The 22,886-nt window shown below is 66.6% G+C and carries 19 protein-coding genes; 9 read left to right on the top strand and 10 right to left on the bottom strand.

From position 1 onward, the window contains the following. Positions 1-5 precede the first annotated feature (5 nt). From ASC66_RS09415 to ASC66_RS09400, 4 genes are all read right to left on the bottom strand, one after another. On the bottom strand, positions 6-878 hold the full coding sequence (locus ASC66_RS09415; protein ID WP_055838097.1) for a glycosyltransferase family 2 protein: 873 nt from the start codon (positions 876-878) through the stop codon (positions 6-8). A 101-nt stretch (positions 879-979) separates the two neighbouring features. Further along, positions 980-2,005, bottom strand: a complete 1,026-nt coding sequence (locus tag ASC66_RS09410; RefSeq protein WP_082492195.1) for a stealth family protein — start codon at positions 2,003-2,005, stop codon at positions 980-982. A gap of 172 nt (positions 2,006-2,177) precedes the next feature. After that, entirely contained in the window at positions 2,178-3,644 is a 1,467-nt protein-coding gene (locus ASC66_RS09405) for a sugar transferase (RefSeq protein WP_157509725.1), read from the bottom strand. A 142-nt stretch (positions 3,645-3,786) separates the two neighbouring features. After that, positions 3,787-5,661 (bottom strand): DUF4012 domain-containing protein, encoded by a 1,875-nt coding sequence (locus ASC66_RS09400; RefSeq protein ID WP_162243499.1) that lies wholly within the window; start codon positions 5,659-5,661, stop codon positions 3,787-3,789. Positions 5,662-5,917: 256 nt separating this feature from the next. Between ASC66_RS09400 and ASC66_RS18120 the strand changes: the two genes are divergently transcribed. Next, positions 5,918-6,787, top strand: a complete 870-nt coding sequence (locus ASC66_RS18120) for an excalibur calcium-binding domain-containing protein (RefSeq protein WP_055838087.1) — start codon at positions 5,918-5,920, stop codon at positions 6,785-6,787. 29 nt (positions 6,788-6,816) lie between these two features. Here ASC66_RS18120 and ASC66_RS09390 read toward each other — a convergent pair whose 3' ends face one another. Then, complete coding sequence (locus tag ASC66_RS09390) at positions 6,817-7,485, bottom strand: ABC transporter ATP-binding protein (protein WP_055838084.1); 669 nt, start codon at positions 7,483-7,485, stop codon at positions 6,817-6,819. A 200-nt stretch (positions 7,486-7,685) separates the two neighbouring features. Further along, on the bottom strand, positions 7,686-9,197 hold the full coding sequence (locus ASC66_RS09385) for an ABC transporter permease (RefSeq protein ID WP_055838081.1): 1,512 nt from the start codon (positions 9,195-9,197) through the stop codon (positions 7,686-7,688). A 180-nt stretch (positions 9,198-9,377) separates the two neighbouring features. Between ASC66_RS09385 and ASC66_RS09380 the strand changes: the two genes are divergently transcribed. The 3 genes from ASC66_RS09380 (at position 9,378) to ASC66_RS09370 (ending at position 13,146) form a co-directional block, all read left to right on the top strand. Beyond that, positions 9,378-10,136, top strand: coding sequence for a response regulator transcription factor (locus ASC66_RS09380; RefSeq protein ID WP_055838078.1), 759 nt, complete (start codon positions 9,378-9,380; stop codon positions 10,134-10,136). After that, entirely contained in the window at positions 10,133-11,707 is a 1,575-nt protein-coding gene (locus tag ASC66_RS09375; protein WP_082492193.1) for a sensor histidine kinase, read from the top strand. The genes ASC66_RS09380 and ASC66_RS09375 overlap by 4 nt, the downstream gene beginning before the upstream one ends. A gap of 401 nt (positions 11,708-12,108) precedes the next feature. Continuing rightward, positions 12,109-13,146 (top strand): hypothetical protein, encoded by a 1,038-nt coding sequence (locus ASC66_RS09370; RefSeq protein ID WP_157509724.1) that lies wholly within the window; start codon positions 12,109-12,111, stop codon positions 13,144-13,146. Between the two features lie 263 nt (positions 13,147-13,409). On the opposite strand, the gene ASC66_RS09365 is transcribed toward ASC66_RS09370, so the two are convergent. The 3 genes from ASC66_RS09365 to ASC66_RS18275 form a co-directional block, all read right to left on the bottom strand. Beyond that, positions 13,410-13,853 carry a MarR family winged helix-turn-helix transcriptional regulator gene (locus ASC66_RS09365; RefSeq protein WP_162243498.1) on the bottom strand — a complete coding sequence of 148 codons (444 nt, stop codon included), beginning with the start codon at positions 13,851-13,853 and terminating at the stop codon, positions 13,410-13,412. Between the two features lie 24 nt (positions 13,854-13,877). Then, the gene (locus tag ASC66_RS09360) at positions 13,878-15,590 is read right to left on the bottom strand and encodes an MDR family MFS transporter (RefSeq protein WP_055838495.1); all 1,713 of its coding nucleotides are present in this window, start codon (positions 15,588-15,590) and stop codon (positions 13,878-13,880) included. 152 nt (positions 15,591-15,742) lie between these two features. Next, a complete protein-coding gene (locus ASC66_RS18275; protein WP_162243496.1) occupies positions 15,743-16,372 on the bottom strand; it encodes a TetR/AcrR family transcriptional regulator in 630 nt (209 codons plus the stop codon). Positions 16,373-16,790: 418 nt separating this feature from the next. On the opposite strand from ASC66_RS18275, the gene rplJ reads away from it, so the two are divergent. Both rplJ and rplL read left to right on the top strand, forming a co-directional pair. After that, entirely contained in the window at positions 16,791-17,276 is a 486-nt protein-coding gene (rplJ, locus tag ASC66_RS09350) for a 50S ribosomal protein L10 (protein ID WP_055838064.1), read from the top strand. A gap of 49 nt (positions 17,277-17,325) precedes the next feature. Further along, a complete protein-coding gene (gene rplL, locus ASC66_RS09345; protein ID WP_055838060.1) occupies positions 17,326-17,703 on the top strand; it encodes a 50S ribosomal protein L7/L12 in 378 nt (125 codons plus the stop codon). 614 nt (positions 17,704-18,317) lie between these two features. Here the strand turns inward: rplL and ASC66_RS09340 are convergent. Next, positions 18,318-19,259 (bottom strand): patatin-like phospholipase family protein, encoded by a 942-nt coding sequence (locus ASC66_RS09340; RefSeq protein ID WP_055838057.1) that lies wholly within the window; start codon positions 19,257-19,259, stop codon positions 18,318-18,320. Positions 19,260-19,464: 205 nt separating this feature from the next. Here ASC66_RS09340 and ASC66_RS09335 point away from each other — a divergent pair, with 205 nt between their 5' ends. The 3 genes from ASC66_RS09335 (at position 19,465) to ASC66_RS09325 (ending at position 22,823) form a co-directional block, all read left to right on the top strand. Then, complete coding sequence (locus ASC66_RS09335; RefSeq protein WP_055838055.1) at positions 19,465-19,977, top strand: MarR family winged helix-turn-helix transcriptional regulator; 513 nt, start codon at positions 19,465-19,467, stop codon at positions 19,975-19,977. Next, positions 19,974-21,233, top strand: coding sequence for an MFS transporter (locus ASC66_RS09330; RefSeq protein ID WP_055838051.1), 1,260 nt, complete (start codon positions 19,974-19,976; stop codon positions 21,231-21,233). Before ASC66_RS09335 ends, ASC66_RS09330 begins: the two co-directional genes overlap by 4 nt. Positions 21,234-21,479: 246 nt before the next feature. Next, a complete protein-coding gene (locus ASC66_RS09325; protein ID WP_055838047.1) occupies positions 21,480-22,823 on the top strand; it encodes an ABC transporter substrate-binding protein in 1,344 nt (447 codons plus the stop codon). Positions 22,824-22,886 lie beyond the last annotated feature (63 nt).

The following is a 22,886-nucleotide window of genomic DNA, read 5'->3' as shown; positions in this document are numbered from 1 at the left end:
CAGCCTCAGTAGGAGGCTCTGCGCAGCAGAACCCGTCGCTTGATTGTCGTCGCGTAGCCGGACGGCTTGGTATAGAAGCAGAGTGCGATGATGTGGAGTACGCGCACCCCGATGGAATGCTCGGGGCCGGTCCGTGCGCGATGAATGCTTCGCTTCATGTGGCGCTTTTCGGGTCGGCCCAAACGCGCCGAGTGCTTGGTCAGGAATCGCTCGAGCCCAATAGCGCGGCGCTCGCCCCGCGACGAGAGATGTCCTGCGCCCCGCCCGTCCTGAGTCACCAGTCGGTCCTCGCAAATTCCGATCGCAATCCCCGACTGCTGCAAACGCATGAACAGGTCTCGGTCGTTCAGAACCCACATATTTGGATCGAAGCCGTCGACCGCCTCGAACGCGGTTCGACGCACAATCATGTTGCTCCCCGTCATCCCCGCGTCCGTGCCACTCAGATCCTCAACGCTGGGTGTCTTGGCGAGCTCGAGCCGGTCGTCAGTTTGGAAGTAGCCGCATGTGATCACGAGATCAAAGCTGCCCGAGGTCATCACCTGAGTTGATCGTTGAAGGTAGGACTCGTGCCAGAAATCATCGTCATCGAGAAAGGCCAAGATCTCGCCGGAGGTGGCCAGTGCCCCAATATTTCGCGAGGTGCCCGCGGCCTTTACCGGTGCGCCACTGGCATCGATGTACCGCACAGCGAACGGCGCGTCTCGGGCAAGGCCCTCGACGAGAGCTCTCACGGACTCAGCGCCAACGTCGTCAACGACGACGAGCTCAGAGGCAGTCATCGACTGCGAGAGAACGGACCGGACAGCCCGTTCAAGGAGGTCTGTCCTATTGTGTGTCGGGATGACAACGGAGACTGACAACTCTTCGTGGGACACGGTGTATGTATTTCCAATACAGCTAATGATCTAAAGTCTAAGATTCTACCCGTTGGGTTTTCGGTTCCTGAGTTCACGCATTCTACGCAGTAGCCCAGATGCTAGCGCACCTCGAATTGGCTCTGCGTGGGTAGCGCCTGTTCAAGTGCATTGCGAAAGGGCACCGTGTGAGAGGCGAAGTCTTGGCCCTCTCCATCGTTCACGCAGATGAGTCGGTGTCGGCCGCTCAGAATTGCGGCTGTAATCTCACCGATGTCGTCTCGTCCGAACTCATAGAAGCGGCCGTACTGCGAGGGCGACACCGGAGTGAAGTCGCCTGAACACAGCTGCCAGTATCGAAAGATAAAAGGGCTCAGATTGTCGAGCGCACGAAACTTCGAGGCTGAGGTCTGACGAAGAAGTTCGCTCTCCTTCTCCCAGAGCTCATCGAACGTCTTCTTGCGCAGTGCCATGGGGAGGTGCGGCTCGAAGAATCCGGTGAATGCTGGCCAGGGGAGGAGAAGCAGATTCCGAATGTTCTTGGCGCCGTACTTCGGGGAAAACCATTGCTTCCACGCCCGGCGGATGGTGGTCTTCTTATCGAAGTGACGGTTGAGCACGCCGACGTTGTTGAGCAAGTAGTGCGACAAAGGGTCGCCGCCTGAGAGCGCATTCATCACCGCAAAACCCGCAGGGGAGCCGTTGGGGAAAAAGTGTGAGGCTTCGGTCGGAGCGAAGATCATCATGTCATCGTTGAAGTAGACAAAGTTCTCCGCAAGCTCCGGAATCCGATGAAGGCTCATCTCGATGGCATTGGAGTTGAATGTTGGAAGGTACTCACGATCGACAATGTCGTCCTGGTTGACCAGTCTCAGCTTGGGGTGTTCGAGGTTGAGCCATTCAGGCGACTGGCCTGGTGTCACCAAATGTACGTAGCGAACCCACGGGCAATAGAGTTCGATCCCGCGAAGGAGATAGCGCAGCGTGCCCCACGGTTGATTCTTCAGCACAAAAGCGTCGGCAGTAGCGGCGTGAGGATCATCGCCTAAAGTGCCGTTTAGGGCGTCCGAGCGCTTGCGAAGCCAGTTGGGGTCGGTCGTGTCGGCCCACGTAATCACGAAGTCGATCGGGCTCGAGTTCTTATCCATTGCCTGCTCCTGATATCGGTCTTGTAATGCTCGCGATTCCCGAGCCGGGTGAGGGCCTCGACGCCTAAACCAACCCCTGAGTGCCGATCAGAAGTGCAAGCCCTACTCGGCGGATGCCGGGCTCGCATTCAATCGACATGATCAACCGCAAGCGAAGCATTGACACGCGACGCTAGTGCGCACCCTCAGGGGTGACGACGGCCCGCACGGTTCGAAGGAGGATCATGATGTCTGTGGTCAGGGACCAGTTTTCGACGTAGTAGAGGTCGAGGCGGATGCTGTCTTCCCAGCTGAGGTTTGAACGACCGCTCACCTGCCAGAGCCCGCTCATGCCGGGCTTCATGATCAATCGTCGATGTGCAGCGTCGTCGTAGAGTGCAACTTCCGCTGCACGCTGCGGGCGAGGGCCGACGAGGCTCATCTCGCCGAGGAATACGTTGAACAGCTGCGGGACTTCATCGAGCGAGTACTTACGAAGGAACTTGCCCACGGGTGTGATGCGCGGGTCGTTCGTGACCTTGAAGAGTGGTTTGTCTGAGGTGCCCTGAGCGTCGAGGAGGCTCTCGAGCTGGTCGTCGGCGTCTTGAACCATTGAACGGAACTTCAGCATCCCGAACGCGTTGCCCCGACGACCGATGCGCACCTGGCGGTAGAGGATGTCACCCGGGCCGGATCGCTTCACTGCGATCGCAACCGCGATGAGCACGGGTGAGCCGAGGAGGATCAGGAGGCCGGATCCGATGATGTCGAAGGTGCGCTTGTACACGCGCTTTGCGCCTTCGAGTGTCGGGTAGCTGACATGAATCAGTGGAAGGCCGGCGACGGGTCGTGCATGGATTCGCGGGCCGGCGATGTCGGTGAGCGCTGGCGCAACGATGAGCTCGATGTTGCGCGCCTCGAGCTCCCAGCCAATGCGGCGCATGTCGTCGGGCCCGATCTCGTCGGCACCGGTGAGGATCACCGTGTCGACTTGCGAGGAATCGGCAGAGGCCAAGAGATCGGCGTAGTCCCCGATCACGGGCACGCTCTCGATGGGCCCCTTGGCCGTGGTACCTGCCTGGGTGAGGGCACCGACAAGCATCAGACCCGTTCCAGGTGTGCGCTGGATTGTCTTGGCGACGTGTGCGGACTTGAGCCGTTCGCCCAAGAGCAGTGCACGGGACACGTACCCGCCGGACTTCTGACGCTTGCGCAGCCACTGCCGCCACATCCATCGCGAAGCCAAGAGGAGGAGGAGACCGATGGGTAGCGCTGTCAAGAAGTAGCCCCGGGCGAGCTCGATTCGGAAGAGAAACGCAATGATCGCGAAAAGGCCGAACAGCCAGATCGTGGCGTCGGCGACGCGCTTGTACTCCAGCGTCCCGCTGCCGATCATCTTGTGATCGCGAGTGGCGAAGACGTCGAGCACCACCATCCACGCGATGACGAGAAACAGTGACACAGCGGAATAGCCGAGTCGCACGCCCATCGAATTCTGCGATGCGAGGTCAACGGACGCATCGCCAAACCACAAGAGTTGGGCTCCGAAGACCGCGGTGAGCACGACGAGAACATCGCTCACGAACAGCCGAATCGCGTACGCGCGCTGCCAAGACTTGCGCTTGATTGCCCCCGTCGCGCGCATGCTGTCCAAGCCCATTGATCCCCCGTGCCTTCCGAACCAGCCGATTCGACAACCATTAATCGGCCGAACTCTATCCGGCTATGATCCCACAATTCTGAGCAAGCATCGGTATCAGGGGCGGCCTGCAAGCAGGATTCGTCAATCTGAATCGCGGACGCTAGTCACAGCCGGGTGCGTCGATCGTCACATTCGGTTTGTTGAGCATGGCGGGAATCCAGAGATCCGGCTTGCCATAATCGCCCGCCGCGCCCGTGAAGGAAGCCGAGACCTGGCTGCTCTCACCGGGGCGCAACATGGCCGTGAATTTCACGACCGGGCGGCCGAGGTCATCGGTGTTGAGGTCGTGGGTCGTGCCGTAGCCCTGCGAATCGATCGACACCCCAGAGAGGGTGGTTCCGGGAGGGCCGTAGATGAACGCCTCGGTGCGGAACAGCTCAGCCCCGAAGACTCCGCCGGTGATGTACTCAGAAAGGCCCGCCAGCTCCTCAGCTGTTGCGGTCGAGGTCATCGTCGCCGACAGGTCAAAGGTGGGCGTCTCGGTGGTGCAGACATCGGTCTTGTAGTTGATCGCCGTCTGGAGGTAGTAGTCCATCTTTGACGTCGAACGGTCGCGGAAGAAGACACCGGCCATCGTCGTCTCGGCGTTGTCCGTGGGGAGGATCCCGCCCATTGGGCTCTCGGCAAGGGCGACCTGCTGCTCGGGGTGTGCACTCCACGCCATGATGCGGTGCTCGCTGATGCCTCGCGTGACGCCGGCGATGAGCTTCTTGACATCGGTGGTCGGCGACATGAGCGTATCGAAGACGTTGCGTGCCGCCTCGGCGAAGAAGGCGTCCGTGAGCTCAATGTTGTCCTCGGCCCAGCGCACGTAGACGTCGTGCAGCAGGAGGTCGACCGTGTTCTCGCTGGTGAGCTGATCGCCGGTGCTCATCGGGATCGGGCCAGTCGCATTGATGAGGTACTCAAGGGCACGCGGGTCGACCGAGATGATGGCATCGACGTCGCCACCGATGTAGGTCTGCCAGTAGGCGCGCGCGAGCTGGGCGGCCGTCGGGTAATCGGGGCGGCTCGTCGAGAGGTTGAGGTAGGAGTACATGCCGATGTCGTAGAGCTCGGCAAGTTTGGGGTCCGGCTCAATGATCGGCGGAGCCGGGGTGGGGAAGTCGCCAGTGGCAGCCTGGCGGCTGATCGAGATCGCGCCGTTGTCGACCTTGAGCTCGGTGAGCGCGGCGGCCGAGCCGCCGAGGGCCGTGCCCTCGGCCAGGTTCTGGAACTCGAGGAGGTAGGTGCGCGGTCCGTTCGCACCCAGTAGATCGGGGGCGAGGGCGAGGATCTGAGCGCCATCGCTCACGAGCGTGTCGGCGTCGGTGAGCATCCCGGAGAGTAGTCCGCTGGCATCCGATACCTGCGAGATCGTGCCGTCGACGTTGATCGCGGTGCCCTTGGCGGTGGCGGCGTGGAACGCATCGGCGGCCGGGCCCATCGCCGCGCTCAGCTGCACGATGGGGTCGATGTTGACGCGGCCGTCGACCGGCTTCAACGATTCGGGGGAGAGGCCGCCGGCGACGGCGGCGAGCGGAGCCACGGTCTCGGTGGCGATGGAGTCGACCACCTCGGACATCTCGCGCACGGCGGTGAGGTTGCGGCCGAGAACCGGCACGAACTCGGCGATCCGCCACACCGGATCGTGGGTCTGCTCGACGGCGGTTCCGGTGTGCTCGCTCAGCAGCTCCGAAGTCTGGGCGATGCCCGCGAAGTCCATGGCGCCGGCCTGATCCTTGACCGTGCCGACGAGGGACTGCGCGGCCTCAAGAGAAGCCTTGGCATTGAGCGCGCGGTAGCCGACCCATGCGGTGGCGGCGATGGCGACGACGGCCACGCCTCCGATGATCCAAAACGTCGCCTTGCGGCCGGTCTTGCGCTTGCCCTGCGCGTGGCGCATAGACGCGTCCTGCTCGGCGATACGCGACATCTCTCGACGCTCTGCGCGGGAGCGCGGTTGCGCGGAGGGCGCGCCATTGAAGTCAGTCACTCGTAAAACGCTAGTGCACCGTAGCTCCGATAATCCTGTGCCCCGCCTGGCCGCAGCACTTTTGCGCAATGCGTGAGCTGAAAGATCGCGGCCGCCGACGCGCTGGACCCCCTCGGAGTGGGGCGCGTGGCGCCGTGGCACTCGCCTCTCGCTTTCGCTAGCGTCGGAGCTCGACGACGCGATTGGTGCGGATACCGTGGCTTCCGAATGCCCGGTGCGTCGTGATGATTCATGCACCACAACGGGGGAGAACTCAATGACGGCACTTGGCGCGCGCACCACATCTCTGCGAACGCGTAGCCTGCTGGCCGCAATCGTGTTGTCTGCCATCGCCGTGTTCGGAGCAGTCGGCCCCGCCAACGCTGCGGACACCGCCGTGAAAGCACTCCCGGCGGTCACCGGCGTGACGCCGACCATCACAGGCACGGCGAAGGTGGGGTCGGCGCTGACGGCGACGGCGGGCACCTGGAAGCCGGCGCCCATCACGCTCAAGTACCAGTGGCTGCGCGCAGGAGTCGCCATCACGGGTGCGACGGCATCCAAGTACACCCTCGTGACCGCCGATGCCGGCAAGCGCATCTCAGTGACGGTCACCGGAACGCGGAGCGGCTACACGAAGCTGACGAAGGCGAGCGCGCAGACGGTCGCCGTCGCTCCGCTCGTTCGCACGTTGACGGCCGCCCCGGTTCCGGCCATTGCGGGCACAGCGGTGATCGGCGGAACGCTCACGGCGAGGGCCGGCACCTGGTCGCCGGCGCCGGTGACCCTGAAGTACGCCTGGAAGCGCAACGGTGTGACCATCGCGGGCGTCTCGGGCGCCGCCTACAAGCTGACCTCATTGGATGTCGGCAAGCGCATCACCGTTGTCGTGACGGGCTCCAAGAGCGGCTACACGACCGTTGCGAAGACGAGCCCGGCGAGCGCGGCCGTGCTCGCGGCCAAGAAGTACACGAACTGCACCGCGCTCAACCTGGTCTTCCCGCACGGCGTCGGCCGTGCCGGAGCCAAGGACAGCGTCTCCGGCACGGCCAAGCCCGTGACGACCTTCACGGTGAGCACAGAGGTGTACACCGCGAACACCGCATCCGACCGAGACAAAGACGGCATCGCCTGCGAAAAGAAGTAGTGTCTGCGGCGTCGGCTAGGCGGCCACGGTTAGAGCTCGCGCACGGTGCCGTGCTTGATGTGCAGGCGGCGCTCGGCCCGGGCGGCCACGGCCGAGTCGTGGGTCACAAGCACGAGCGTGAGTCCGCGGTCACGCCAGAGGCCCTCGAGCAGATCCATGATCTCGTCACGGGTCTGTTCGTCGAGATTGCCCGTCGGCTCGTCGGCGAGCAACACCGTTGGTTCCTTCACGAGCGCCCGGGCGATCGCCACACGTTGCTGCTGGCCGCCGGAGAGTTCTGTGGGGCGGTGGTCGGCACGGTCCGCGAGACCGACGGATGCCAGGGCCGCAGCCGCGCGGCTGCGCCGATCCTCCGCCGCCAGGCCGAGCGGGGCCAAGGCCGTCTCGACGTTCTCGGCCGCGGTCAGCGTCGGAATGAGATTGAAGCTCTGAAAGATGAAGCCGATCTCCTGCGCCCGGATCTGGGCGAGCCGATGGTCGCCGAGCGAGGAGAGTTCCTTGTCGCCGAGGCGCACGCTGCCCGCACTGGGCCGATCCAGCGCGCCGAGCATCTGCAGCAGCGTCGACTTGCCGCCGCCGGTCGGGCCCTGGATGGCGACGAGCGCGCCCTCGGGGATGGAGAGGGTGACACCGGACAGTGCGGTTACCGTGCGCTTGCCCTGCTTGTAGCTCTTGGAGACGTTCTCGAGGGTGTACATGGGTGGTCCTTTGCGGGTGTGTGGTGGTGGTTTCGACAGGCTCAACCAGCGGAGGGTGGGCTCAACCAGCGGGGCGCGCAGCGTCCCGAAAGGCGGCAGTCCAGATCAGGCAATCTCGGGAACTGCAACCGGTGCTGGTGCGGTTTCGACAGGCTCAACCAGCGGGAGGTGGCTCAACCAGCGGGGGAGTGGGGTGGTGGCTAACCGATGCTGCGGAGCGCCTCGGCCGGGCGCAGCCGGGCGGCACGCCAGCCGCCGAACGCACCGGCGAGCAACCCGCCGAGCACGGAGAGGCCGACCGCGATCAGCACGACGCTGAGAGTGACGGGCGCCTGCAACGTGATGTCGCTCGAGGCCGCCGCGGATGCCGCCTGCCCGAAGCCACCGGGCATGGCGCCGGGCCCTGCCGCCGCGGCATCCGCCCCGCCGGTCATGCCACCCGGGCCGGCCTGCATGCCGCCGGCGCCGCTTCCGTCGACGGCGCCGCTGAGGGTCGGAGCGACGAGGTTGACCACGAGCACGCCGAGGAGGCCGACCGTCACGCCGACCGCTCCGCCGATGAGGCCTTGCACGAGCGACTCGCCGGTGACCTGCCCGACGATGCGGCGGTTGGACCAGCCGATCGCCTTGAGCGTGCCGAACTCGCGGGTGCGACGGGTGACGCCGGAGATGGTGAAGAGGATGGCGATGAGGAACGCGGCCAGCAGCACGGCGACCGAGAGCCAGAGGCCGAGGCTGGTCACGAGGCCAGACGCGGTGGCGAGCGAGCCGGAGACGCTCGAGGCGAGATCGGCCTGCGTGCTCACCGTGGTGTCGGGCAGGGCCTCCTCGACGTCGGTCTGCACCTGGTCGATGTCGGTCGAGGAGGCGGCTTGCACGTAGACGGTGCTGAGCTGGCCGTCGAGGCCGGAGAGCTGCTGCGCGAGTGCGAGCGGGATGTAGACGTCGGCGGCGCTCGCGGCATCAGCGGCGTTGGACGTGACGATGCCAACCACCTTGAGCTCGCTGTCGGCCACGGTGATGCTGTCGCCGACGGCGAGTTCGGCCGTCGTGGCGTACGCGGAGTCCACCACGGCGACTGCGGCCTCGGAGCCGGCGGCGGTGAGGCTGCGGCCATCGCTCAGGCTCACGGAGGAGAGCGGTCCGACGGCCGCTTCGGCCGGGTCGAGGCCGAGCACACTGAAAGCGTCGACGTCGAATGAGCTGCCGCCAGCGCCGTCCGGTCCGCCCTGCGGCGGGGCTTCACCGTCGCCGGGTGCCCCCTGCCGCATCTGCGTCATGTCGGGGAGTTCGCCGCTGAAGGTCGTGTTGTTCAGGGCGAGGGTGCCGGATGCCGCCGCGACGTTGTCAACGCCGGCCACCGTGTCGAGGGCGGCCGCGTCGAAGGTACTCGTGCCGCGGGAGGCCTCCAGCCGCGAGGTGCTGATCGCCGTCGTGCCGTCGCTCGTCGCCCCGGCATCCGCCCCGAAGTCGAAGCGGCCGGCCCCGCCGCCGCCTTCCGCTGAGTCGGGTGCGGTGGGCGTCTGGGTCACGGTGATGTCGGTGCCGACCCCGTAGGCCGAGGAGAGAACGGAGGCCTGGGCGTCTTTCACGCCGGCCGAGAACGCGTTGACGACGATCACCAGCGCGATCGCGAGGCCCATCCCGACGGCGATGATCACCGTCTGCTTGCGTCGGCCGGCGAGTTCGCGCCGGAGAAGGGTGAAGAACATGGAGGCTCCTTGAGTCGGGATGTCTGCCATCGACGCTGTCGCTCGGTGGGCTGGCTCGACGCTAGGAGCGGCGACTATCGCCGGGCTATGACCAGGCTGGGAGAGCACTATGACGGGGCGTGCGGCATCCATCGATCTGATTCATAGACGGCTCATAGCCAGACATCGCATACTCGAACGGTGAACAGCTCAAACTTCGACGCCCCCGCCACCAGCGCAGCCACCGCGCCGCTCGTGCGCATCGACGGAAACCCCGTGCGTGTGCTCGTCGTCGACGATGAGCGTTCGCTCACCGATCTGCTCAAGATGTCGTTGCGCTACGAGGGCTGGGAGGTGCGCACCGCCGGTGACGGGCACGGCGCCGTCGTCGCCGCGCGCGAGTTCCGCCCCGATGCGATCGTGCTCGACATCATGCTGCCCGACATCGACGGGCTCGAAGTACTCAAGCGCGTGCGCGCAGACGGCAGCGAGGTGCCCGTGCTCTTCCTCACCGCCAAGGACTCCCTCGATGACCGCATCGCCGGCCTCACCGCCGGCGGCGACGACTACGTGACCAAGCCGTTCAGCCTCGAAGAGGTGATCGCCCGGCTGCGCGCGCTCATCCGCCGCTCCTCGCTGGCCATCGGCCAGGCCAATGACCCGGTGATCCGCGTCGGCGACCTCGTGCTCAACGAGGACAGCTACGAGGTGAGCCGCGCCGGCGAGCCGATCGAGCTGACCGCCACCGAATTCGAACTGCTGCGCTTCCTCATGCGCAACCCGCGCCGGGTGCTGAGCAAGGCCCAGATCCTCGACCGGGTGTGGAGCTACGAGTACGAGGGCAAGGCCAGCGTCGTCGAGATCTACATCTCCTATCTGCGCAAGAAGATCGACGCCGGCCGCGAGCCGATGATCCACACCGTGCGCGGTGCCGGCTACATGATCAAGGCCGCCGGATGACGCAGGAACCCGTGACGGCATCGGGCGCCGCGTCCGACGCCGACTCCCCGCCCGACGCCGACTCCCCGCCCGACGCCGGCTCCGTGAGCGGGGCGCTGCGTGCCCCGCTCACGCTGCGGCGCCGGCTGCTCCTCGGCATCATCGCCCTGTTCGTGCTCGTCACGACCATCATCGGGCTCGTGAGCGTCGCCGCCCTGCACGGTTCGCTCGTCGAACGCCTCGATGTGCAGCTGCACTCCGCGGCCGACCGCGGCCGCATCGGCATCGGCTCCGGCCTGCCACCGGGCAGCACTCCGCCCGACGGGAGCGGCGAGGCCGGCCTCGCCTTGCAGGTGCCCGGCCAACCGGTCGGAACCATCGGGGCCGTCATCCTCGGCGACACGATCGAGTCGGCCGGGCGCATCTCGGAGGCCGGCGGCGTGCTGGGCGTGACGGCGGAACAGCGCGAGGCGCTGCTGACCGTTCCCACCGACGGCAACCCGTACAGCGTCGACATGCCGGGACTCGGCAACTATCGCGCCATCGTCAGCGAGCAGGGCCCTGGGCTCAGCTTCATCGTGGCGCTTCCGCTCTCGAGCGTCGAGGGCACCTCGGCGCAGCTCGGGCTGATCATCGCGATCGTGGCGCTCTTCGGCATCGCGATCGCCGTGATCGCCGGCACCCGTCTCATCGACGCCTCGCTGGCGCCGCTCGAGCGGGTCACGCACCTGGCCAGGCGGGTCTCCGAGCTGCCGCTGGATCGCGGCGAGGTCGCACTAGCCGAACGCGTGCCGGATGCCGACACCGACGAGCGCACAGAGGTGGGGCAGCTCGGCGCCGCATTCAACCGGATGCTGGGGCACGTCGCATCCGCCCTCACCGCCCGCGAGGCGAGCGAGCGCAAGGTGCGGCACTTCGTCGCCGACGCCAGCCACGAGCTGCGCACCCCGCTCGCCGCGATCCGCGGCTACGCCGAGCTGACGCGTCGGAGCGGGGAGGCACTGCCCCCGGATGCCGCACACGCCCTCGCACGGATCGAGGCCGAGTCGAAGCGGATGAGCGCGCTCGTCGAAGACCTGCTGCTGCTGGCGCGCCTCGACGAGGGGCGCGCACTGGAATCCCTGCCCGTCGACCTGACGGCGCTCGCCGTAGATGCTCTCGGCGACGCCCAGGTCACCGGGCCGGATCACGAGTGGAGCGCCGCACTCGAAGAGGAGCCGATCGTGGTGCACGGCGATGCGAGCCGCCTGCAGATGGTCGTCGTCAACCTGCTCGCCAACGCCCGCGTGCACACGCCGCCCGGAACGAACGTCGAGATGGGCCTGCACAGGGCGGGCACGGATGCCGTGCTCACCGTGCGCGACGACGGCCCAGGCGTCGATCCGCTCGTGCAGGGCACGCTGTTCGAGCGCTTCGTGCGCGGCGACAGCTCGCGCTTCCGCGCCGACGGCGGCGACGGTGGTGCAGCCGTGCCGAGCACGGGGCTCGGTCTCGCGACCGTGCGCGCCGTGGTCGAGGCGCACGGCGGAACCGTCACGGTGCGGAGTGAGCCCGGCGACACGGTCTTCACGGTGACGATCCCGATCGGCTGAGCGCGACGCGCAGCGTCGCGAAAGACGGCAGCCAGAACCTCGGCAGACTCAGAAACCGCCACCCGGTTTGATGGGCGAATAGCGACGAAGGAGCGTATCGAGGCCTCACGGGCTCCGGTATTCGCACGGACCTCGGTCTCGATACGGCCCTAGGGGGCCTACTCGACCAGCGGGGGTCCGCGCAGCCCCATCGACTACTCAAAGAATGCGCCAACGGTCCGGGTTTTGGCGCGTTCTTTGAGTAGTCGATGCCGGGGCCGGGGCGCGGGTGTGCCTGGAGCGGGGGAGGGTGTCGCGCGGCAACTGGCCGTCACCTGTCCACTAGCCTTGACGCGGGAACGTACTGCTGCGAACGCGGCTGGTCGGCCATCGCGCCGTCCCACGCCAGCGGGGGGATTGTCGTGCAGCAGACGCGCCGAAGCCGGGTGCTCCGGGCGCTCGCCGCGGCCGCATTCTGCGCCGCATCGGCCGCCGCGCTCGCTCTGCCGTTGACTGCGGCTGCGGCATCCGACACCGCCGCAAGCCACGACGAGCCAGCCGGCGGATGCCCCGGCGTCGAGGTCTCGGTGCGCGGCGAAGCGCGCGTGGGCTCAACCCTGACGGCCACGCTCACGGCGACGGCGGATGGCGCGGTGACAGCGGCCCTGCCCGATGTATCGGGCGACGAGCCGCCGGCCTCGGAGGGCGCCGCCACAGCGATCGAGCCCGCGGAGATCGAGCCTGCGGAGTTCGAGTCTTCTGCGATCGACTCGGTGGTGTTTGAGTGGTTCAGCGAGCCGGCGCCGCTCGTTCGCCCGACCCCGAGCCCGGTGCCGACCGCAACGGCAACGCCCGTGCCGACGCCGACGCCGACCGCGGTCCCGACTGCTACGCCCACGCCGGCTCCCGTCCCGAGTCCGGTCCCGACGGCGACCGCGGGCCCGAACCCGGCCCCGAGCGTGGCCCCGACGCAGCGTCCGACCCCGACACCTCTCCCCACGCCGACGCCCACGACCGCCCCGACGCCAGACGCCGAGCCGCCGACTCCGCAGGGCGCGGAGTACCTGGTGCCCGCCGCCGACCTCGGCCTCGTCGTGCGGGCGCGCGCGATCGTGACGCGCGCCGGAGAGCAGCCGTCGCACTGCCTGAGTGCGCCGAGCGACGTCGTACTCGCCGCGGTGCGGCCGGAGACCCCGCCACTGGTTCCCGCCCCGCCCGCGGACCCGGATCCCGCAGCGCTCCCACCCGACATCGCCTCGGCGGCCGGCTGGTCGCGAGACGACGCCGGCTCCGGCACCGGCGACACCGGCGCGATCGCAGACCCCGTCGCCGAGGCGCCGGCCGCGGCATCCGAACCCGTGGTGAGTGTCAACATCTCCAGCGACGTGCTGCTGATCGGCGGCTTGGCTGCCATCGCGCTCATCGTCGGCGCAGCCGTGTTCGGTCGCAACGAGAGCTGATCGCGGCGCACTGAGCGCCCAGCTCCAAGAAAACCGCCCCCTTCCTGAGTGGAAGGGGGCGGTATCTACGAGGTTTCGACAAGCTCAACCAGCGAGGGTTGGTTTCGACAAGCTCAACCAGCGAGGGTTGGTTTCGACAAGCTCAACCATCGAGGGTTGGTTTCGACAAGCTCAACCAGCGAGGGTTGGTTTCGACAGGCTCAACCAGCGAGGGTTTGGTTTCGACAGGCTCAACCAGCGCGGCGGGCCAGCGCGGCGGCGGCTTACTGGGCCAGGCGAGCCAGCAGTGTGGCGAAACGGGTGAGGTCGTCATCCGACCAGTCGCTCAGCCGGGCGCGCAGCTCGGCTTGGTTCGTGTCGCGGATGGCGTCGATCTTCACCACGGCCTCCGGCGTCGCCGTGAGGATGCGCGCCCGCCCGTCGCTCGGATCCGGCGCGCTCACGACGAGGCCGAGCTCCTCCATCAGCCTCACCTGACGGCTGATGACGCTCTTGTCGGTCGCGAGGAGCTCGGCGAGGGCACCGGCGCTGCATGAGCCCGACCGCACCAACGTCGCCAACAGCTTGTAGCCGACGGGCTGGAGATCGGGGTGCACGCGATGCGCACCCTCCTTCCAGAGCGTCCGCACGCGGCCGAAGAGCACGCCGAGCTGCGCTTCCACCTCGGCGATGGATTCGTCGGTCGATGGCGTCTGGTCGGGGCTCATGCTCAGCATCTTATGTGGCCGGTCCTACTTGGCGGAGTCGCTCTGGCCCGAACCGGCACCGGCCGAGGCGGCGTCGACGAGCTCGGCCTCGTTGTCGGTGGGATGGGCCAGTCCGACAGCGGCAAGGCCCGCGGTGGCGGAGCTTGCGTCGATCAGTGCGTCCTCGGCGTCCTCGAGCTCGCGCTGGAGCGTTCCCGGAGCGTCATCCGACGGCCCCTCGGTCTTGGCCCGCTGGATCGCTGTCAGTGTCCCGAGCTTCGCGTTCGGCAGGAACGCCACGGCGATGAGCGTGATGACCGCGAGAGGCACGGCAACCAGGAACACGTTGCCGACGCCGCTGCCGTATGCGCTCTCGACGATCACCTTGAGGAAGTCGGGCAGGGTGCTGATCTTCGGGATCGTTCCGGCGCCGAGGGTCTCCATGGCGATCGCCTGCTGCTCGGGGGCGAGGGTGAGCACGCCCTCCTTGATGTTGCTGGCCACGACACTGCCGAGGATAGAGCCCATCACCGAGACGCCGATCGTGCCGCCGAGGCTGCGGAAGAAGGTGACGGCGCTGGTGGCGACGCCCATGTTCTTGACCGCGGTCTCGTTCTGCACGACGAGCACGAGGTTCTGCATCACCATGCCGACACCGGCACCCAGGAGGAACATCGAGGCTCCGACGAACCAGAAGTTGGTGTCGTAGTGCAAGAAGCTGAGCAGCGTGGTGCCGATGATCATCAGCACGCTGCCGCTGACCATGAAGGCCTTCCACTTGCCGTGCCGGCTGATCAGGGCTCCGACGATCGTCGAGGAGATCAGCAGACCGCCCATCATCGGGATGGTGAGCAGGCCGGACTCGGTGGGAGTGGCGCCACGGGCGAGCTGCATGTACTGGCTGAGGAACACCGAGGTGCCGAACATGGCAACGCCGACCGAGATGCTGGCGACGACCGAGAGCGTGAAGGTGCGGCTCTTGAAGAGGCCCATCGGGATGATCGGCTCCTTCGCCTTGAGCTCGGCGACGACGGCCAGAACGAGCAGCAGAACCGCGCCGCCGACCATGACGAAGCTGGTGCTGGATGCCCACTCGAACTGGCTTCCGCCCATGCTCACCCAGATGAGCAACAGCGAGACACCGCTCGAGATCAGGACGATGCCGAGGTAGTCGATGGAGACCTTGCGCTTGGGCAACTTCGGCAGGTGCAGCGTGCGCTGCAGCAGGATGATCGCAACGATCGCGATCGGCAGGGCGACGAAGAAGTTCCAGCGCCAGCCGAGCGTGTCGGTGATCACGCCGCCGAGCAGCGGGCCGCCGATGGTGCCGATCGCCATCACGGCGCCGAAGAGTCCGGCATACTTGCCGCGCTCACGCGGGCTGATGATGTCGGCCATGACGATCTGGCTGAGTGCGGCAAGTCCACCGGCGCCGAGGCCCTGGAAGACGCGCATCGTGATGAGCATCGAGGCGTCCTGCGAGAAGCCGGCGATGGCCGAGGAGAGCACGAAGATCACTAGGGCGAGCTGCAGCAGCAGCTTGCGGTTGAACAGGTCGGCGAGCTTTCCCCAGAGCGGGGTGCTGACGGTGGTGGCCAGGAGGGTGGCGGTGATGACCCATGTGAATGCGGACTGGTCACCCTTGAGGTCGCCGATGATCAGCGGCAGGGAGGTGCTGACGACGGTCGAGGCGAGCATCGAGACGAACATGCCGAGGAGGAGGCCACTGAGGGCCTGCAACACCTGACGGTGCGTCATGCCGCTCTCAGTGAGCTCGTCGTTCTTCGGTGGTCGCTGGTGTGCGGTTTTCTTCGGCGCGTTCTTCGTTGCGCCGGCGGTGCTCTGTGACATCTGGCTCCAGAATCTAATTGACTATGGTCAACTATATGACTCTAGTTGACCATTGTCAACTACTTTCCGGGCTGTGCCACCCTCGGCGGTGAGGCGATCAGCGCGGTGAGCACCTGGCGCAGCGTGGCGGCCGGCAGCGGCTCGTTGTCGGACACGTAGCGACGGTAGAGGCCGAGGCCGAGCGCGGTGTGCACGATGGTGCGGCCATCGGCGTCGGCCGGCAGCTCGCCGCGCTCGATGGCCTTGGCGATGAACCCGTCGGCGACGCCGTCGCGCTCGTTCAGGACGGCCTCGCGCAGCGCGGCGGACACCTCCGGGTCGAGCATGGCCGTCCAGGCCACTGCCGGCAGCCGTCCGAAGGTGAGCAGCGACGGGCCCTCGGTGACGTGCTGGAGGATGTCGTCGAGCAGGTTGCCGTTGTCGACGATCGCCGAGCCCGGGTACTCGGAGGCGATCGCTGCGGCGACGAGCTTGCCTTTCGAGCCCCAGCGGCGATAAATGGTCGTCTTCGAGCAGGATGCCGCGGCGGCGATGGATTCGATCTCGAGATTGCTGTATCCGGCGGCGGCGAGCTGCTGCAGCGTGTGATCGAGAATTCGCTGGCCGAGGGCGATGTCGACGGGGCGCCCGCGACGGGGGGTCTCCGGTGCTGGGGTGTCGGCGGTCTGGTCCGTGGCAGCCCGGGGCATGTCCTGAGGGTTGGTCGTCGCCATGGTCACACTTTCACTCAGGGCTTCCGGCTGGTGCGCTGCCGGGAACTCGTATCTGAGTAAATCACAACTTCGGTGCTGAACGAGGGCTGCCAGGGGGAGGGTGCGGCGTGTGGTGCCGCGGCGGATGGCGGCCGATTTGCGCCGCCCCGTGGCATCCGTTAGCCTGTACGAAGCCAAAGACCGCTGGTTGTTGCTGAGTAGAAATACACGGTGACCGAAGCCTTGTGAAAACGAGGGGCCCGCGCAGGTGTGTGAAGAAGTTTTCAATCGAAAGATTGTCTCCAGCTCCGTGCGCTTGCGCCGGAGCTTTTTTGTTGCCACGAGCTGGAACAGCCGGGCGGTCTTGGTGCGCATCGCCTCCGCGATGCGTGACGTAGACATATAGGAGTAGGCCATGGCGAACAAGGAAGCCACGGTTGCCGAGCTCACGAACCTGTTCGAGACCTCGACCGCCGTTCTGCTGACCGAATACCGCGGCCTGACGGTTGCCCAGCTCAAGCAGCTGCGCGGCAACATCCGTCAGGACGCGAACTACGCCGTGGTGAAGAACACGCTGACCAAGATCGCCGCGAACAACGCGGGGATCACGACGCTGGATGCCGACCTCGTCGGCCCGTCCGCCGTCGCCTTCGTGCACGGCGACTTCGTCGCCGCCGCTAAGGCCGTTCGTGACTTCGCCAAGGCAAACCCGAATCTTGTGATCAAGGGCGGCGTCTTCGAGGGTAAAGCCCTCAACGCCGACGAGGTCAACAAGTACGCCTCCCTCGAGAGCCGCGAGGTTCTGCTTGCGAAGGCAGCGGGAATGATGAAGGCGACGATGGGCAAGGCTGCCGCCACCATCGACGCGCTTCGCGAAAAGCTGGAGACCGCGGCCGCGTAAGCGCCCGACGTTCTCGTTCCACAACACCAAGAAATTTAGGAGATACATCATGGCGAAGCTCACCACTGAAGAGTTGCTCGAGCAGTTTTCCGACCTGACGCTTGTCGAGCTCAGCGAGTTCGTGAAGGCGTTCGAAGAGAAGTTCGAGGTCACCGCGGCCGCTCCCGTCGCTGCTGCTGGTGGCGCTGGCGCTGCTGCTGAAGAGGTTGAGGAGAAGGACTCCTTCGACGTCATCCTCGAGGCTGCTGGCGACAAGAAGATCCAGGTCATCAAGACCGTCCGCGAGCTCACCTCGCTGGGTCTTGGCGAGGCCAAGGCTGTCGTCGATGGAGCCCCCAAGGCTGTCCTCGAAGGCGCAACCAAGGAAGCCGCCGAGAAGGCAAAGGCTGCTCTCGAAGAGGCCGGCGCAACCGTCACCCTCAAGTAATTTGCGCCCAGCTTGCTGGGCACAAACTGCTGCGTGACGCGCCGCTTCGTGGAGTTTTCGAACTCCATCGAGTAACGCTCTGCAATTTCGGACGCGGTTTCCCCGAGTACGAGGTCTCTGACCTCTATTACCCAGGTATTCCGTGTTCCGAGGGCGTCGCCCCCGAAACGGGGCGACGCCCTTTTGCATTTCTTCACCGAGTTTCTGATTCAGATTCTCACTGTGACGCGACGCGAGAGGGTTCAGCCGACGGATGCCTGCGGCATCCGTTCTGCCACTCGGCAGAGCGGCAACCCCCGCGTCCGTGCTGTCGCGCCTGCTCGCTCCGCGAGCCGGCGTGATTCGTGCTCCCACAATGGGGTGGACGCGCACACAGAAATGAAGAAACAATGCGACGATTCGCACACGCGCTCGGCCAGCTGTTGGCCGACGCTTATCTCCGCAGCGATGGGCACTCGCCCGCCGCACACCCGCCGGATATGTACCGGAGCCCAGCGATGCACGGCATCACCTGGATCCGGTAGCCCACCTTCTATGAATGCCCCGACACGCCAGTCGGGGCATTCGCCCGTTAACGGGGAGTCACAGAGCCCTGAGGGACCGAGCTCTGAAGGTCAGCGCCAGAACTCGGCGAGGTGCCCGGCCCGTGCCCTGCCCAGTTCGTAGCCGGATCTGGCGGCGGGCGGGCGCAGCGCCAGATCCATCGCGTTGGCGCCGAACAGGTGCTCGGCATCGCTGCCGGGGAAGACCGTCTCAACCGCGCTGCCGTGAGCGCGGAGTTCCGCGATCTGAGTCGAGAGGTGCGTGCCCCAGCCCATGGGGGTGAGCGATCGGCCACCGAACGGTGCCAGCACCAGCACCCGTCGATAGCCGGCCGCCAGATCGGCGTTCTCGGCATTGGACCGGTAGCCGCCGTCGATGTACCGGTGCCCGCCGATGCCGTAGGCGAAACCGCTGGAGCAGCTGGCGGCGACGGCATCCGTCAACTCGACTCCGCTGTCGCGGTCGAACACGACCGGCTCGCCGTTCTCGGCATCGACCGCCGTGATGAGCACCGTTCGCTCCGGCCAGTGCTGGCTGGGCAGTCTCGAGGCGACGGTCGCCCGCCACTGCGTGTTCCAGGAGTCGCCGGCCACCGCATCCCGTTCGAGGGCCGCCGCGCCCATTCGGCGGCGCATGTCGGCCGCGCCCGCGGAGGAGTCGATGAGGCTGCGCATCCTGTCCAGATGCTCGGTTACCGGCTTGCTCGAATTGCGCTCCCGCTCCCGCTCCCGCTCGGGCGCGGCCGCTCTGCTCGGCGGCTGGGCAGCGGCAAGGATGGCGGCGTAGAGCTCGGGTGGAGTTGCGCCGGCGAACTGGGCCGCGGCCGTCGACCCGGCGGAGGTGCCGATGGTCACGTCTGCTGTGGTCACGTCGAGCCCGGCATCGAAGAGGCCGGCGATGACGCCGATCAGCCACGCGTTGCCGGTTGATCCGCCGCCGCCGAGGACGAGCGCCCGCTCGCCGGCGTGGGCCGTAGCCGTGGGCTGCAGGGGTGAGGAAAGTGTTGTGTTCATGGGAGTCGCCTTTCGCGAATGTGCCTGACTGGCGCTCCCGGTGGCGACTGACTCAGTCGCGCGATCGGTGGTTGCAGGGAGCGCCCAATGCGGATACTGCGTACATGGGTGTCACCTCCTGACAACGGTTCACGATCACCGAGACGCTAGCACGGCGGAACCGGGCGCGCACAACTTACATAGCCCAGCTATGTATAATCGGAACATGCCACAAAATCCCGCCCAGGCCCCCGGCGCAGCCGAACTGGCCACCACGCCCGAGCTGGCCACTGTGCTCGGAGAGCTTGTCGCCGCCAGCAACAAGCTCACCCGCATGGCCGCCCAGCTCACCGAGGGCGCGGAGTCGCCCGCGATCTGGCGCACGCTCAGCGCGCTGCGCGCGGGCGGATCGATGCGCCTCGGCGAACTCGCCGCGCAGAGCCGGGTCGCCCAGCCGACCATGACCAAGCTCGTGCACAGCCTCGTCGAGCGCGGCTGGGTGCAGCGCATTGCCGACCCCGCGGATGCCAGGGCGACCCTGCTGGCCGCGACGGCCAGCGGCACGGCCGCCATGGAGGCCTGGCGCACAGAGCTCGTCACGGCGATCCTGCCGAACTTCGCCGGGCTGAGCGCCGAGGAGATCGCCACGATCGCCCGGGCGGTCGCACTCGTGCAAGACCGGCTGGACGGCACCGGGACGAAGGACGCAAATATGACGGACGAAGGAACACAGCGATGAGCACCACAACCGAAACCGGCAGCATCCTGCGCCAGCCCAAGGCGGTGTGGGCGGTCGCCTTCGCCTGCGTCGTCGCATTCATGGGCATTGGTCTCGTCGATCCGATCCTGCCGGCCATCGCCGGCGAGCTCCACGCGACGCCGACCGAGACGGTCATGCTGTTCACCAGTTATCTGGTGATCACCGGCATCGCGATGTTCTTCACGAGCTGGATCTCCAGCCGCATCGGCGCCAAGCGCACCCTGCTCGCCGGGCTTGCGCTGATCGTCGTGTTCGCGCTGGCGGCCGGCCTCGCCGGGGACATCGAGTCAGTCATCGGTTTCCGCGCCGGCTGGGGCCTCGGCAACGCGCTCTTCATCTCGACGGCCCTTGCCACGATCGTCGGCGCGGCCAGCGGCGGCACGTCATCCGCGATCATCCTGTACGAGGCCGCCCTCGGGCTCGGCCTCGCGATCGGTCCGCTGCTCGGTGGGCTGCTCGGCAGCCTCAGCTGGCGGGGCCCGTTCTTCGGCACCGCCGCGCTCATGGCGGTCGGCTTCATCGCGATCCTGACCCTGTTGCGCCCGAGCTCCGACGGGGCGAAGCCGACCCCGACGCGGCTCTCCGCCCCGTTCCGCGCGCTGGCCCGCCCCGCCCTCGGCCTCCTCGCCGCGGCTGCCGTCTTCTACAACTTCGGCTTCTTCGTGCTGCTCGCCTACACACCCTTCGCCCTCGTGCCGCTCGGCGTGGGCGACGCGATCGGCCTCGGCCTGGTCTTCTTCGGCTGGGGCGTCGCCGTTGCCGTGACCTCGGTGTGGGTCGCGCCGCTCCTCACCAGACGGATGCCGCGCACCCGCGTGCTCTGGCTGGTCATGCCGTTGCTCGCGCTCGACATGCTGGCACTGGCGCTCTTCATCGACTCGCTTCCCGCCGTGATCGCCGGGGTGATCGTGGGTGGACTGCTGCTCGGCGTGCTCAATACGGTGCTCACGGAATGTGTGATGGAGGCGACCGACCTGCCCCGATCCGTCGCCTCCAGTGCCTACTCGGGTGTGCGCTTCCTCGGCGGAGCCGTCGCTCCGCCGGTGGCCACACTGCTCGCCGAGGCGGTCTCGCCCTCCGCCCCATTCGTGGCCGGAGCCGTCGCCGTGCTGGTCTCGCTCGCGATCGTCGTCCTTGGGCGGAAGCAGCTGCGCGCGGCCGACGGCGAGCACGGGTCGGCCACGGCGGAGACCCTGCTCGAAGCGGAGGCGATCGGCGTCGGCGACGCGTCGTAGCAGCCGTGCAGGAGCCGAGTTGGAGCCGTGCGGGAGCGGCCGCATGGCTGCATGAGCGGCATCCGCTCATCAGCAGAAGCCCACTGAATGCGCGGATGATCGCGCTCTCTGACTACCAGATCGTGACTTTTCAACCCTTGTGAAACACTCGGGCGATGTCTAGCGTGGCGAGTGCAGACGGTTCGTCACTGGCCGTCCGCGACACCATCACACGTTCCGCGTCACACACTCAACGAGGAGTCAGAGATGAGATTTACACGGCGCCGCCGATTGGCGATTCCGCTCGCCGCGGCAGCAACCATTGCCCTCGCGCTCACCGCATGTACCGGCGACGCAGCCCCGGAAAGCAGCGGCGAAGCCGCCGATTGCGGCGACTACGAGGCCTACGGCACATTCGAGGATGGGGCAGAGGTCAGCTTCCTCGGCACGCCCGTCGACGTGGAGGCGGAGCGCCTGCAAGAGACGTTCAACGACTTCACCTCCTGCACCGGCATTGAGGTGACCTACACCGGCACCCAGGAGTTCGAGGCGCAGATGCGCGTGCTCGTCGACGGCAACAACGCCCCCGACCTGGCGATGTTCCCGCAGCCCGGCCTCTTTGCAACCTTCGCCGACTCATTCATTCCACCGTCGGAGCAGACGGTGTCCAACGCCCAGGAGTACTGGTCTGAGGACTGGCAGGCCTTCGGTACCGTCGACGGTGAGCTGCTCGGCGCACCGCTGATGGCCAGCGTCAAGGGCTTCGTCTGGTACTCCCCGAGCGTGTGGGAAGAGAACGGATGGGAAGTTCCGACGACCCTCGACGAGCTCGACACGCTCACGGCGGACATCGCAGCGAGCGGCGTGATGATGCCATGGTGCGCTGGATTCAGCTCCGGTGAAGCCACAGGATGGCCCGGCACCGACTGGATTGAGGATTACGTGCTGCGCCAGAGCGGCCCAGAGGTCTACGACCAGTGGGTCAAGCACGAGATTCCGTTCAATGACCCTCAGATTGTTGAGGCATGGGATGCCGTCGGCGACATCTTGAAGAACCCGGAGTACGTCAACGGCGGACTCGGAGATGTGCGCTCGATCAACGACGTGATCTTCCAGGAGGCCGGCTGGCCGGTGACCGATGGCACCTGTGCCATGCACCACCAGGCGACGTTCTACGAGGGTCTCTGGCCTGAGGGCACGACCGTTGCAGAAGACGGAGACGTCTGGGGCTTCATCCTCCCGGGCACCGAGGCCGACGCGAACGCCGTGACCGGCGCCGGTGAGATCGTCGGTGCGTTCCGCGACGCTCCGGAGGTTCAGGCGGTGCAGGACTTCCTCTCCAGCGCCGAATGGGCGAACATCCGCGTGAAGATCGGTGGAACCCTGAGTGCGAACAACGGTGTCGACCCGGCGAACGCGTCGAGCGCGCTGCTCGCCTCGGCGATCGAGATCCTGCAGGATGAGAACACCACGTTCCGCTTCGACGCCAGCGACCTGATGCCGGGCGCGGTCGGGTCGGACTCCTTCTGGAAGGGGATCGTCGCGTGGATCGGTGGGCAGGACACGCAGACCACCGTCGACACGATTGAGTCCAGCTGGCCCGCCAGTTAACAGCAGCCAGTTGCGGGGCCGCCGGCGGGAACGTCCGGCGGCCCTGTTCCAACTCCGCAGCCC

The organism is Leifsonia sp. Root4, assembly GCF_001425085.1.
Lineage (GTDB): Bacteria > Actinomycetota > Actinomycetes > Actinomycetales > Microbacteriaceae > Microterricola.
Note: the sequence above shows the minus strand (reverse complement) of the source record. Positions and strands in the feature narration are given on the sequence as shown.

Coding starts and splice junctions, on each gene's coding strand:
- ASC66_RS09410 (WP_082492195.1), bottom strand. CDS start 2,005: ATGGATAAGAACTCGAGCCCGATCGACTTCGTGATTACGTGGGCCGAC.
- ASC66_RS09405 (WP_157509725.1), bottom strand. CDS start 3,644: ATGGGCTTGGACAGCATGCGCGCGACGGGGGCAATCAAGCGCAAGTCT.
- ASC66_RS18120 (WP_055838087.1), top strand. CDS start 5,918: ATGACGGCACTTGGCGCGCGCACCACATCTCTGCGAACGCGTAGCCTG.
- ASC66_RS09390 (WP_055838084.1), bottom strand. CDS start 7,485: ATGTACACCCTCGAGAACGTCTCCAAGAGCTACAAGCAGGGCAAGCGC.
- ASC66_RS09385 (WP_055838081.1), bottom strand. CDS start 9,197: ATGTTCTTCACCCTTCTCCGGCGCGAACTCGCCGGCCGACGCAAGCAG.
- ASC66_RS09375 (WP_082492193.1), top strand. CDS start 10,133: ATGACGCAGGAACCCGTGACGGCATCGGGCGCCGCGTCCGACGCCGAC.
- ASC66_RS09365 (WP_162243498.1), bottom strand. CDS start 13,853: ATGAGCCCCGACCAGACGCCATCGACCGACGAATCCATCGCCGAGGTG.
- ASC66_RS09360 (WP_055838495.1), bottom strand. CDS start 15,590: ATGACGCACCGTCAGGTGTTGCAGGCCCTCAGTGGCCTCCTCCTCGGC.
- ASC66_RS18275 (WP_162243496.1), bottom strand. CDS start 16,372: ATGCCCCGGGCTGCCACGGACCAGACCGCCGACACCCCAGCACCGGAG.
- rplJ (WP_055838064.1), top strand. CDS start 16,791: ATGGCGAACAAGGAAGCCACGGTTGCCGAGCTCACGAACCTGTTCGAG.
- rplL (WP_055838060.1), top strand. CDS start 17,326: ATGGCGAAGCTCACCACTGAAGAGTTGCTCGAGCAGTTTTCCGACCTG.
- ASC66_RS09340 (WP_055838057.1), bottom strand. CDS start 19,259: ATGAACACAACACTTTCCTCACCCCTGCAGCCCACGGCTACGGCCCAC.
- ASC66_RS09335 (WP_055838055.1), top strand. CDS start 19,465: ATGCCACAAAATCCCGCCCAGGCCCCCGGCGCAGCCGAACTGGCCACC.
- ASC66_RS09330 (WP_055838051.1), top strand. CDS start 19,974: ATGAGCACCACAACCGAAACCGGCAGCATCCTGCGCCAGCCCAAGGCG.
- ASC66_RS09325 (WP_055838047.1), top strand. CDS start 21,480: ATGAGATTTACACGGCGCCGCCGATTGGCGATTCCGCTCGCCGCGGCA.